This is a genomic window from Caulobacter sp. FWC26 (assembly GCF_002742645.2).
Classification (GTDB): Bacteria; Pseudomonadota; Alphaproteobacteria; order Caulobacterales; family Caulobacteraceae; genus Caulobacter.
Genome location: NZ_CP033875.1, coordinates 99,682 through 112,538 on the forward strand (window position 1 = coordinate 99,682; position 12,857 = coordinate 112,538).

The following is a 12,857-nucleotide window of genomic DNA, read 5'->3' on the forward strand; positions in this document are numbered from 1 at the left end:
GGGGTGTTGTGTGCTGAAGTTTCTGACCTGCCTGACAACGCAGCACGACTTGCGACTCGTGCTGGTCGCTGGCGCTGTCTGTCTCGCAGGTTGCTTTACGACGTTCCGGCTCTATTCGCGGATGCGCGGCGCGCGGGGCGTCGTGCGGTCCGCCTGGCTGGCGCTGACAGGCCTCGTCGCCGGGTCGAGCGTCTGGGCTACCCACTTCATCGCCATGGTGGCGTTCACGCCCGGTCTCAAGACCGGCTACAGCCCCACGGGAACCTTGCTGTCTCTGATGATCGCCGCGCTCTTCATGGCCGGCGGCTTCGCGGTGGCCTCGGCGCAGCGCACGACGACCAACGACCTTGCCGGCGGGGTTCTGATCGGGCTCGGCGTCGCGTCGATGCACTATACGGGCATGTCGGCCTTCGTTACGCAGGGCCAACTGGTCTGGGAGCACGCCACCGTCGGCCTCTCGACGTTGCTGGGCGTGGCCGGCGCGACGGCCGCCCTGATCCTGGCCGGCTCCGCGCGTACGATCCGGCGCCAGGCGATCGGCGGCGGCCTGCTCTGTCTCGGCATCGTTTCCCTGCACTTCACGGGCATGTCCGCGATCACCATCGTGCCCGACATGGCGGTCTCGGTTCCCGATCAACTGCTGTCCGGTGGTATCCTGACCCTGGCCGTCGGTTCGATCACCAGCATGATCATCCTGGGCGGACTGGGCGCCGTGGCGATCGAATCCCAAACCTCGCGCTCGGCGCTTGAACGCATTCGCCGTCTGGCCAACGCGGCCTACGAGGGCTTGGTGGTCGTGCAGTCGGGCCGGATCAACGACGCCAACGCCGCTTTCTGCGAGCTGGCTGGCGCCCCGCTCTCGGACCTCGTCGGTCGCCCGCTGTTCGGCGCGATCCTGACGTTCGACGAGGCGTCGCCGAACCGGGAGGATGTGCGCCGCGAGGGCTTTTTGCAGCCCGTCGCCGGCGGTCGCGAGATCCCGGTCGAGGTGTTTTCGCGCCTGATGGACGACGGCGCTCGGGTCGAAACCTCGGGCCTCACCGTCCTGGCCGTCCGCGATCTGCGGGAACGGCGGGCGGCCGAGGAAAAAATTCGCTATCTGGCCGAGCACGACGGCCTCACCGGGCTCCTCAACCGTAATTCACTGCAGATGCGCCTGGCCGCGGCCATCGACCGCGTCGAGGCCTCGGGCGAAAGTCTCGCGGTCATCTGCATCGACCTGGACCACTTCAAGGAAGCCAACGACCAGCACGGCCATCTGGCCGGTGACGCCCTCTTGGTCGAAACCGCCCGGCGCCTGCAGTCGACGGTCCCGGCGCCGTCCTTCGCGGCGCGCCTTGGCGGAGACGAGTTCATCGTCGTCCAGGTGGCCGGCGGCGACCAGCCCGCTGCGGCGGCCGAACTGGCCGGCCGCCTGATCGAAACGCTCGGCGCGCCCGTGGCGCACGAGGGCCAGGAGCTGGCCCTGGGTTCAAGCCTTGGCGTCAGCCTCTACCCGGACGATGGCCGGACCGTCGAAGCCCTCATGGCCAATGCCGACATGGCCCTGTACCGGGCCAAGGAAAGCGGCCGGGGCGCCTATCGCTTCTTCAAGCGGGAGATGGACGACACCATTCGCGAGCGGCGCAATCTGGCCCGCGACCTGCGCCAGGGCATCGCCGACAACGAATTGCTGGTTCACTATCAGCCGCTGGCCCGCGCTGCGGATGGCGAAGTGTGCGGCTTCGAGGCCCTCGTCCGCTGGAAGCACCCGACCCGGGGCATGATCCCGCCGCTCGAATTCATTCCCGTGGCCGAAGAGAACGGCCTGATCGGGGCGCTCGGCGACTGGGTTCTTCGTCAGGCCTGCGCGGACGCCGCCGCCTGGGAAAAGCCGCTCCGGATCGCGGTCAACCTGTCGCCGCTGCAGTTGCACAATCCCGCGTTGCCCAGCCTGGTGCACGAGGTGCTGATCACCACGGGCCTTTCACCGTCCCGCCTGGAGCTGGAGATCACCGAAAGCGCGCTCTTCAAGGATTACCAGCGCGCGCTCGACAATCTTCGGCGACTCAAGGCCCTGGGCGTGCGGATCGCGATGGACGACTTTGGCACCGGCTTCTCGTCGCTCTCGACGCTGCAATCGTTCCCGTTCGACAAGATCAAGATCGACAAGAGCTTCGTCGAGAACATCCACCGGCACGACCGGGCCACGGTCATCGTCCGCGCCGTCCTCGGCCTGGGTCGCAGCCTCGAGATCCCGGTCGTAGCCGAGGGCGTCGAGACCGAGGAGCAGATCCTCTTCCTGCGCGGAGAAGACTGCGCGGAGCTGCAGGGCTATGCGATCGGGCGCCCAACGCCCGTCGACGGTCTGGCCGAATGGACCAGCGCTAACCGGTCCATGGCGACCGATCCCCCACGCAAGGCCAAACGCTCCGCCTAGACCGTTGATGGGGTTTTGCGCGCCCGGCGTCGACGCTTGATTTTGGAGCGATGGAGAGACCGCACGCCCGCCGGACACGAGGCCGGGCGAGCGCGCGGTCGCCGCCTCAGAAACTCCGGCCGATCGTGAGACCGAAGGTGCGCGGCTGGGAGAGTGTGACCGGGACGGGCGCGGAGGGCACATAAGCGTTGGCGAAGGTCGCCGCCGAGACGTCGCCGCGCACGTCGAACAGGTTGCGGATGTAGGGACTGAAGCGCCACCCGCTGGCCAGGGTCACGTCGATGCTGGCGTCGACCGTCTGGTAGGCCTTGAGGCGATAGAGCGGGATAGAGGGGCTGCCGACATAGCCAGCCTGCCGGTTCCCCACGTGCCGAAGAGCGAGCGTGAAATCGGCTGTGGCTCCGCCCCCCAGTTCAGCGCGGTAGTCGAGCAGGGCCGCCAGGCTCAGACGCGGTGAGAGCGGCAGGCGGGCGCCGACATACCCAACCCCCAGGGCTGGGGCGACCGTGGTCAGCTTGGCGTCGGTATAGGCGCCCGACAGGGTCATGCCGACCCCTGTCCGGCTGCGCCATGACAGGGCGAACTCGGAGCCGCGAACGCGCGCGTCGCCGCCGTTCACATACTGGTTCACGCCGTTGACGTTGACCACCAGCTGGATCTTGCTCCAGTCGATCTGATAGCCGGTCACGGAGATCAGCCCGCGACCGTCGCCGAAGCTCTGCTTGATCCCCACTTCGTAGTTCCAGAGCTGGTCGGATCCGAAGCTGGCGTTCCCCGATCCCGAACCGAACACGATGTTGGGCCCGCCCGGTCGATAGCCGCTGGCCGCACGCGTATAGACCGTCGTCGCCGACGTCGGGCGGTAGCGCAGGTTGAAAAGCCACGTGGTCGTGCTCTCGTCCGAGCTCGCCTGGCTGGTGATCACCCCGAACGGGTTGGTGGGATTGTTGCCCAGCCCCCAGGCGCGCTGGACGTAGTCGAGCTTGTTCCAGCTCTGACGCACGCCAATCGTCGCGTCGACCGTCCGCGAGAAATAGACCGTGGCGTCGCCAAACAGGGCAAGCTCGCGTTGGACGCTGGGAATATCGAAGCTGCCGATCGGAACGCCGAACAGATAGCCGTCGCTGCTCGCGGCGTTGGTCAGGCCGACCTGCTGGCGGGTCTTCTCACGCGAATAGAAGCCCCCGACCACCCATTCGAGACGCTTGTTGTCGATGGAGGCCAGCCGCAGCTCTTGGGTGAAGCGCCGCGTGCGAACGTCGGTGGTCAGGCGGAACGGATTGCTGCCAGCCACCGGGCCGAACAGGGCGGTGACGATCGCGCCATAGGTGATGCTCTCGTCGGATATCGCCTTGAGCCGGTTGTCCTGCCAGGCGGTGACCGTGGTCAACTTGGCCTTGCCCAGGTCGAGGTCGCCCACGCCGGAGACCAACGCCAGCGACGCGCGGCCGCTTTCGGGCGTGGCGTTGGATTGGTTGTAGGCTTCCCCAGTCGGACGGCCGGTCGACGGATTCTGGAACTCGACGGCTGCCCCGTCTGTCTTGACGCGCTGTCCGAAGGCATTGAATCGCAGGCGAAGACGCGGCGTCAGCTCCCCACTCAGAGACAGGCGACCGCCCAGCACCTTCGAGCGGCCAAGATTGTCGCGGCCGTGCGTCGGGTCGTCGACGAAGCCTCCGTTATCCTCGTAGACGCCGACGGCGCGCAAAGCAAAGTCGTCGCCGAGCGGAAGGTTGGCCATCGCGCGTCCGGCCCAACTGCCCGCGCCATGCTCGGTATGGCCGCCTTCCGCCTCGACGCGTCCGCCGGGTGCGGCGGCGTCTGGCGCGGCGGTGATGTATTTCAGTGTGCCGCCCAGGGCGTTGGCCCCGTAGAGGGTGCCCTGTGGTCCGTTGAGCACCTCGATGCGGTCGAGGTCGAACAGTCCGATATTAAGCGCTTGCGCGCCTTGGCCGAACTGCGTGCTCGAGCCGATCGGTACGTCGTCGACATAGAGGCCGATCGCGCTGCTCTGCTGAGAGCCTCCGGTGGTGACGCCGCGAATGACGACCCGGTTGGTGCCGGGCGACGTGCTCTGAAAGCTGACACCCGGGGTGAAGGCGGCGAAGTCGGCGAGGTTGCGGGCCTTGAGCTTTTCGAGCGTGCCGCCATCGACCGCGCCGACCTGACCTGCGACGTCGACAAGTCGTTCTGCCCGCCGGCTGGCGGTCACCACGATCTCGTCGACCTGAACCTGCGCGCCGGCGTCGCTAGCCTGAACGGTTGACCGCTCCTGCGCCCATGCCGCCGCGGCGTTTGTCAGACAAGCGCTGGCCAGCAGCAGGCCCATCAGGGTGTTCCGACGCATTTTATCCTCCCCATTTCATGTTATAATATTGTTTTATATAGATAATTATTGTTTCGCGTTGCGCGGGCGCGCTCATCGGCGGCATTGGTAGTGCTCTGCCTGGTCGGGATCGCCGCGACCGTCCCAGCGGGCGACGGCGGGGTAGCGACAGACCGGCCGCGCGGAGATCTTGCGCCCGGCGGGCAGTTCCATCGCCGCCGCGAGCGGCGAGCCGCTAAACCGGGTTCCGAGCACCTGGGACGGCGCCTGTCCGGCTTCACGCCAAAGTTCCAGCGCGCCCAGCATGTCGAGATGATGAGGCCCGACGCCGCCGGCGCAGTGGCCAAGACCGGGGACCATGAACAGCGCCAGCGTCTCCTCAGCCGCGCGGCGTCCCATGCGTCGCGCGACCGCGTCGCGCCAACGAATGCTGCCCAGCGGATTGACGCCGGCGTCGGCCCAGCCGTGATAGAGGATCAGGCGCCCGCCCCGCTGCCGGAACGGGGAGAGATCCGCCGGCGGCGCGTCCACGCCGTTCGCGCGGAAGGTCGCGCGAACCTTGGGCGTATCGCGAACCAGATCGAAATTGGCGATGCGCCATGCGGGATCGCGCAACATCATCCCGCCGATGGCGCCTTGCAGGAAGTAGCGATGGCGCGCGTTGGGTCCCACGATCCAGGCGGCCCAGCCGTCCGGCGTCGCCTCGGCGCTCGTCGGCGTTCCAGCCAAGCCCGGTGGTCCCCGATAGATCGCGCGCGCCGCCTTCAGCTTGGCCGGCGTCAGGCATCCGCTGGACTGTCCCGGTCGACACGCCAGGGCGCGCGGCTCGAAGCGGCAGCGGCGTGGGTCGGCGATGATCCCATCCGACTGGCCGTCCTTGGCGTCGCAAGCGGCCAGCCTGGTCTTTCCAAGCAGCTCAAGGTCGGCCTCGTCGAGCATCGCGCCCGGACGCGCCAACTGTTGCTGCGTCCAGGCCGCCGCCAGAAGCAGGCCGCTATAGTCGGCCGGCGGCGCGCCGGCGATGACGCCGTCATAGTCGGCGGGAAAGCGTGTAGCCGCCGCCAGGGCCTCACGCCCGCCGCTGGAACAGCCGTGGAAGTAGGTCAGCCTCGCCGCCGCTCCATAGTAGGTCGCCAGGATCGTCTTGGCCGCGGCGGTCGAGGCGTGGTCGGCGCGCCAGGCGAAGTCCGTCACCGCCGTGTCGCGCGCAAACCATGTCGGATCAGCCGCATCGTGGCCCATGTCGTTGCCGACAGCGGCGTAGCCCCGGGCGACGGCGGCCCGCATGGTCAGCATGGGGTCGGACAGACTGCCGCCAAAGCCGCCGTTGCCGGCCGCCAGCAACTTGCCGTTCCAGCCGTTGTCCATGGGCAGCCACAGCTCGGCGCGGATGGTCGACCCGGCGACAGGTGACAAGGTCATCGCCACGCGACACAGCCTGCGCGGGAGGGGCAGCTTTGATGGGAAGGCCAGACCGGTGTCGAAACCGTCTTCGGGTTTAACCGGACGCGCCGAGGTGATCCGCCCGTTCGCGATCGCCGCCTGGGCCAGCGCCGCGCAGCGCGCTTCGTCGGCGGGCTGACCAGCCGGGCCGGCCAGAGCCAACAGGCCAAGGCCGAGAAAGCCGCTCAGCGCGTCCACGCTCAGCTGTCCTGCCCACAGGCGGCGGCAGGCGCGCCGCCGACGATCATCCGTCGCACGAAGGGAATGGAGTGGGCGAGCGAGGCGTTCACGGCGCCGCTGTGATCGAGTCCCTCGTAGACGCGGTGCTCGACGCGCGAGCCGGCCTTGCAGAGCTGCGCCGCGAGCTCGCCCTGGCGGGCGGGCTCGACATCGATATCGAGCTCGCCCGTACCCATGAAGATCGGGGTGGGAATGGCGTAACGCGGGAACGCGACAAGGTCCATTCGCTGGGCGAGCATCCCCAGCGCCGTCGGGGCCAGGACATTGCCCCAGTTGAGCCCCGCGCTCAGCACATCGCCGCCTAGCGCGTCCATGCAGCGGCTGTTGGCCAGGGCCAGCAGCGGCAGCGCCTTGGAACTGAGCAGTTGGTCGGCCGGAACCGACCGGTCGGCGGCCATGAACGACAGCGCCAGGTAAAGGGCGTAGGCGGAGGTGGCGTCCACCTCGGCCGAGCTCGCGCCGGAAGCCTGGGGCGCGCGCGGATAGACGGCGGCCGCGCCGGTGGCCACCGTCGCGACCACATTGAGATCCGGCGCATATTCAGGCGCCAGGCCCGCCGCAGCGATCACCGCGCCGCCGCCTTGCGACTGCCCCACCAGAACGATCTTGTTCGCCAGCTCGCGACGCTCTCGAACGACGGCCCGAGCCGCGTCCAGAACCGAATAGGCCTCGGGGCGCGTAGCGAGGTAGGGGTGGGGTCCTGGCGTGCCCAGGCCCTGATAGTCAGTGGCGACCACTGCGAAGCCCTGTCGCAGCCAGGCGGAGAGGTAGCTGACGTCGCGCCAGGACCGTCCCGCCCAGGACGGCGCGCAGATATCGGCGACGCCAACGGTGCCGTGCGCCCAGGCGACGACCGGCCAGCCGCCTTCGGGTGGTTGGCCTTCCGGCAGGAACAGGGCCCCCGATACGGCCAAGGCAGTCTTGCCGTCCAAGCCGTCGGTCGAACTGTAGAGAATGCGTTGGCCAGAGCCCGCGCCTGGCAAGATCAGCGCGGGCTCCAGCGGCTCGGCGCGCAACAGCGCGCCGGCGCGGGCGGGGAGAGGATTCGCCCACGTATAGAATGACGACACCCGGCCATCGCTGGGATCGGCCCACGCGATCGACGGGCTGATGACGGCCAGCGCCATGGTCATCCCTAAAAGACGTCGTTTCACCTGTTGGTCTCCCCCTCGACAGCGCCGGGCGGCGCCCGCGCCGTTCGACGCGGCCGACGCCGGCGTTTCAGCCGCGACGGGATCGCACGCGGCCCGGCCGACTTTTCTTGTTGGTTTAGATTTCATCTAAAATAGAATTATTGTCAATCAACGCTGTCGACTCTCCCCGTGATGGCCACGGGCCCGCGCCATGGGGCGCTAGCGCGGGGAGAGAATCTGCCCGAGGCGATCGGGCGTTTGGGGCAGACGGCGCAGGCGCGGGTACCTGGGGCCGCCGTGATAAGCGAGCCTGACCACGCGGTCCCGATCATCGGCCCTGACGCCCAGAACGATGGCTGGCGCGCCTGGCTTGGCGGCGGTGAGGATCGCGGCCTTCAAGGTTTCGGGGGCGTAGGGCTTGCCGTTGACCTTGACGATGCGGCTGCCGGCGATCACGCCCGCGCGGAACAGCGGGCCGTCCCACAGAACCTCCTTGACCGCGCCGTCCCAGCCGATCTCAGCCCCCAGCGAGAAGGTCAGCAGGCTGGTCTCTGCATCCTTCTCATAGGCGGCGACATAGGCCGACGGTTGGGCTTCGAAGACCAGGCGCCAGCCGGCGCGCGTCAGGCCATCCAGGGGGGCGCGATCGTGGCCGTCCAGGCGGGCGTTGATGAACGCGGCCCAGTCGTAGGGCGTGACCGCGTTCAAGGCGCTGAAGACGTCCTCGACCTCGTAGGTCGAGACCGTCATGTCACCGTCGTCCACCCCGAAGAACGCCCGGGCGAAGTCGTCCAGCGACTTGGCGCCGTGGGTGCGTTCGCGGATCAGCGTGTCGACGTCCAGCCAGAGCAGCTGGCCTTCCTCGTAGTAGTCGAGCGATCGCAGCCAGCTGGTGGAGCCCGTGCCGCCGGCCGAATTCATGATGTAGGCGTTCGTCGTGTCGCGCAGACTGCGCCAGCCGCGCCCCGGCGTCGCCTCGGCGTTGGCCGCGATCAGGGCCAGCCGCTGGCGCATCTGCTCGGAAGAATACAGGCCCGAACGCGTCGCCAGCGTATCGCCGTAGTACTCGGTCAGCCCCTCATAGACCCACAACAGGCTGTTGCGCATCGGCGTCGTGTAGTCAGGCGTCCATAGATCCGCCGGGCGGCGGTGCTTGCCGTTCCAGGCGTGGACATATTCGTGGGCCAGGATGTCCCGTCCGGTGAAGGCGGTGTCCCAGGCGGTGAAGTAGCCGGCCGAGCTGTAGCCATTCTCGCTGGATCTCTGGTGCTCGGCGCCCAGGTAGCCGACGGTGGGGTTCAGGCTGAGCAGGAAGTCGTAGTGGTCGAAATTCCGCGCGCCGCCGAACAGCTTGTCCGCCTGCTGCACGAGCCGGCGATGGATGTCGATCTGCGTCGGCGTCGCCTTCAGGTCCTTGGGCGAGTCCGCAAACACGGTCAGTCGGACGGGCCGCGTCGCGCCGGGATCGAGATCGAAGGCGGCCTTGTGACGTCCGGCGTAAACCGGGGAATCCATCAAGGTCTCGAAGCTGGTGGGCGCGAAACGCGTCGTCGCCCCGTTGGTCTCGGCTCCATCCAGCGCGGTGGCCAGGCTCCAGCCGGTCGGGATGGTCAGGGTTGGCCGGACCATGATCCGACCCACCTCGTAGCCGGCGGGATACAGCGCGACGGCGGTCCATTTCAGTAGCACGAGGTTTGGGGTGACGGCGATCCGAACGGGTCCGCCGGGCTGGGCGGTGGGTTGTTCCAGTCGAAGGGTGAGGGACCGGACGCCGACCGGGACATCAATGTGGAAAGCGGTCATCTCGACCGGATCGCGCCGCCACGCCAGCCGCCGGCCGTCGTCGGTCGTGACGGTGAAGCCGCTCATCAGCACGATCTGGGCGCTGGGCGAGTGCTCTCCCGGGATCCACTTGGGAAGCGACAGAACCAGCGGGCCGGGCGAGACGGGAAGGGTCTCGGTGACCCTAAAGACCTTCCGTGTCGTGTCGCTGACGTCGACCTTGAGGTCGATCACGCCGGGGTAGTCCGCCGCCCGGGCGATCGGAATCGGTGGGGTCGGAGGGGCCGCCTTGGGGGCGGCCAGCGCCGCCGGGGAGGTCGCCAGCGCCAGGCACGCGGCCAATGCCAGCTTGGACGTCATGCGAGATCTCCTGGCGGGGGTCGCCGAGGCGGTCGCGTGGCGACCGCCTCGGCATGAGGTCATGCGGGTTGTGGTCTCAAAGGCCGCCGGCGCCGCCGAACTTGTGGGTCAGCTGCAGGTAGTAGCTGCGTCCCGTCGCGGAGAACCATGAGGTGTCGTAGTACGGATATCCCGAATAGGTCGGGTCGCGCGGCGGGTCCTTGTCCAACAGATTGTCGATGGCCAGGCTGAGGCGCGTGCGGTCGTTGATCTCGTACTGAACCGTGGCGTTGACCAGGTATGTCGCCTTGGTCCAGCCGTCCTCGTTGTAGTTGGCGATGCGGTCCAGGCGTTGGCCGTGCAGGCCGATGCTCAGGTCGTCGAGGGTCCAGTTGATCGCCGCGCTGCTCTTGGTGCGCGGGATGACGTAACCGCTGTCGAAGGCCAGCTGGTTCTTGATGGGATCGCCCGGATATTGGCGGCTGGTATGGTTGTGCACCCAGGTGTGCGCCAGGCTGAAATTGAACGTGCCGAAGCTGCTCGTCGGCCAGCGATAGTGGGCCGCGACGTCGACGCCGGTCGTCCGCTCGGTGGCGACGTTGATCGGATTGATGGTCACGGTGCTGATCGCGCCCGGATTGATCGTGGCGGTCAGCGGGTTGCGCTTCACGCGCGCCAGGGCGTCGACGCAGGTCGGCGAGGCGGCGCTGACGGGCGTGCCGGCCGAGGTCTTGCCGATCCGGCAGTCGGCCTCCTGTCGCAGAACGCTGTCCAGGCTCATGTCGAGCACCGCGTTGTCCAGCTCTACCCGGAAGTAGTCGACCGAGATGTCGAAGTTGCGAACGGGTGACCAGACGGCCCCGTAGTTGAGCGACTTCGACGTTTCGGGCTTCAGCTTGGCGTTGCCGAGGCGAACCTTGACCAGTCCCTCGTCGGCATAGCTGCAGTCGCCGATGTCCTCGCCCGGCTCCTCGATCCGACAACGGTAGTAGTCGGTGCCGGACGGGTGGCTGATACCCTCCTTGGCGAAGACATAGTGCAGGTCCGGCGCGCGGAAGCCGGTGCCGTAAGCGGCGCGCAGCAACACGGTCTTCAGCGGCCGCCACTCCAGGCCGCCGTTGTAGGTGAACTTGTCGATCGTGTTGCCGCCGTACTTGTAGCCGTCGTAGCGACCGGCGGTGGACAGCTCGAGGCTCCGCAGCAGCGGAACCCGGAACTCGTAGCCCACGCCCCAGCGATCGCGCGAGCCTGAACCGTCGGCGTCGCGCAGGCCGTAGTAGTAGTTGACGGTCGCCAGCGGATCGAGACCCAGCCGGTAGGACTGGTGGCCGTACTCGGCGACTGCGGCGAAGCCGACGGGGCCGGCCGGCAGGCGGAAGAGGTCGGCCTTGTTGACCTGGAACGACACGCCCTGCTGGCGCGCGATCGGTCGGTAGGTGGTGCGCGCCGTGATCGACTCGAACTCGGACGGGGTCAGGGGCGTATAGAGGCGCGTCGGATTGGCGTTGAAGATGGCGTAGCCGCTATCGGCGTCAACGCCCCGTTGCGGACCCAGGAAGAAGGCGGTGGCCTTGGAGGTGACCACCTTGGGCCAGCTGATCGAGGACTTGTACTGGCTGAAATTATAGAAGGCCTCGTAGTCCCAGCCGCCGCCCAGAGCGCCCTTGACGCCCGGCGTAATGCTGAAGGTGCGCGAGACGTTCTTGATGAAGCCCTTGTTCAGTCCGCCCATTTCCTCCGGCGTGAAGTTGCGGTGCCAAAGGTCGAGCCCGCCGCTGAACTGGTTGTAGAAGATGCCGTCTTCGCTGCCGTTGGCGTCCTGGTACTCCCAGTTCAGGACGTCCTGGAACTGCCGGGTGCGGCTGTAGCCGGCCGAGATGTCGGCGAAGAAGGCCAGGGTGTCGCGCGGCGCGTAGTTCAGCGAGGCCACGACGTTGGCGCTCTTGCGCTCGCTGACGATCGTGCCGTAGCCGATCGAGCTGAAGCTGCCGCAGTAGTAGCCGGGGCCGTAGTCGTCGAGGGCGGGGTCATAGGCGCCCCAGCCGGGGCGGCTGGCGTATTCGACCGATCCGCCGTTGAGCTTCGACAGGGCCTTGCAGGTGTTGGCGCCCGGATCGACATAGACCTCTTCCGAAGGGTCCATGCGCAGGAAGTCGCGCCGCGCGATGGCCGTGCGGCGGCTCGGGCTGTCCTTGGTGCTGTCCTGGATGTCGCGGTCATACGCCCAGATCGGACGCTGGTTGACGAACTCGCCGCCGATCACCAGGTCGAAGTCGCCCTTGGAGTAGCCGCTGGAGACGTTCACGCGCTGGCTGGCGCCGCCCCCCCGCTCGTAGCCGCCGAGAGTCACGTCGACCGTCGTCCCGTCGACCTTCTTCTTGAGGTTGAAGTTGACCACGCCCGAGATGGCGTCGGAGCCGTAGACGGCCGAGGCGCTGCCGCTAAGGACCTCGATCCGGTCGATCATGCCCAGCGGGATCGACGAGGTGTCGGTGAAGGCGCTCTTGCCGTTATAGGGCAGCGGAAAGTCCGCGATGCGGCGGCCATTGACCAGCACCAGCGTGTGATTGGGCCCCAGGCCGCGCAGGTCCACCTGTTGGGCCCCCGGCGTCCAGTCCATGCCGCTTGACGATTGTTGGGTCTGGGTCTCGCCGCCGTTCTGGGTCAAGGCGCGCATGACGTCCGGAACGCTGTTGAAGCCGGCGGCCTTGATGCTGTCGCTGGTGATCACGGTCACCGGCGCGGGGCCTTCCGTCGCGATGCGGGGGATGCGGGAGCCGGTGATCACCAGTGCTTCGACCGTGTCATCGCCCGTGGTCGCCGTGGTCTGGGCGCCGGCCTGGCCGACGATCATGAGCCCGGCCACCCCCGCCAGAGCGCTGGCGCGAAGAAGGTGCGTCTTCATCGATATCCCCCTTTTTTGTTGCGCCGACAGCCCTCGCCTGAAGCCAGAACCTCGGCGCTGTTCCGAGATTGGGTCCATTTTGGGTTGCGACTTTCTCAGATTGAAAGTCGGAAAATACATTTTGTCAAAAATAATGGACATATTGCATCTGGCGTGCAGCAATTTGGTTTCGCGCCGTCGGGCTGAGCAATTTGACTTTTCCGGGCGTCGAAACGTGATGGTTCGCACCGTGAAACACGGAGCGCGGCTAGGCTGGTCTGAACGGAGGAC

6 protein-coding genes are annotated in these 12,857 nt (G+C 67.4%); 1 reads left to right on the forward strand and 5 read right to left on the reverse strand.

Annotation, left to right across the window (positions count from 1 at the left end; genetic code table 11):
* The first annotated feature begins 10 nt into the window (after positions 1-10).
* Positions 11-2,419, forward strand: coding sequence for a bifunctional diguanylate cyclase/phosphodiesterase (locus CSW63_RS02100; RefSeq protein WP_099502912.1), 2,409 nt, complete (start codon positions 11-13; stop codon positions 2,417-2,419).
* 106 nt (positions 2,420-2,525) lie between these two features.
* Here the strand turns inward: CSW63_RS02100 and CSW63_RS02105 are convergent, their stop codons facing one another.
* The 5 genes from CSW63_RS02105 to CSW63_RS02125 form a co-directional block, all read right to left on the reverse strand.
* The gene (locus tag CSW63_RS02105; protein WP_062099452.1) at positions 2,526-4,766 is read right to left on the reverse strand and encodes a TonB-dependent receptor; all 2,241 of its coding nucleotides are present in this window, start codon (positions 4,764-4,766) and stop codon (positions 2,526-2,528) included.
* Between the two features lie 72 nt (positions 4,767-4,838).
* The gene (locus tag CSW63_RS02110) at positions 4,839-6,386 is read right to left on the reverse strand and encodes a tannase/feruloyl esterase family alpha/beta hydrolase (protein ID WP_062099451.1); all 1,548 of its coding nucleotides are present in this window, start codon (positions 6,384-6,386) and stop codon (positions 4,839-4,841) included.
* A 2-nt stretch (positions 6,387-6,388) separates the two neighbouring features.
* Positions 6,389-7,582, reverse strand: a complete 1,194-nt coding sequence (locus tag CSW63_RS02115; protein ID WP_168193585.1) for a lipase family protein — start codon at positions 7,580-7,582, stop codon at positions 6,389-6,391.
* 198 nt (positions 7,583-7,780) lie between these two features.
* Positions 7,781-9,703, reverse strand: a complete 1,923-nt coding sequence (locus tag CSW63_RS02120; RefSeq protein ID WP_062099449.1) for a M61 family metallopeptidase — start codon at positions 9,701-9,703, stop codon at positions 7,781-7,783.
* Positions 9,704-9,779: 76 nt separating this feature from the next.
* Entirely contained in the window at positions 9,780-12,587 is a 2,808-nt protein-coding gene (locus CSW63_RS02125) for a TonB-dependent siderophore receptor (protein ID WP_062099448.1), read from the reverse strand.
* Between the last annotated feature and the right edge of the window lie 270 nt (positions 12,588-12,857).

Excerpts from the sequence above, each read along its gene's own strand:
- CSW63_RS02105 (WP_062099452.1), bottom strand. The coding sequence starts at position 4,766 with ATGCGTCGGAACACCCTGATGGGCCTGCTGCTGGCCAGCGCTTGTCTG.
- CSW63_RS02120 (WP_062099449.1), bottom strand. The coding sequence starts at position 9,703 with ATGACGTCCAAGCTGGCATTGGCCGCGTGCCTGGCGCTGGCGACCTCC.
- CSW63_RS02125 (WP_062099448.1), bottom strand. The coding sequence starts at position 12,587 with ATGAAGACGCACCTTCTTCGCGCCAGCGCTCTGGCGGGGGTGGCCGGG.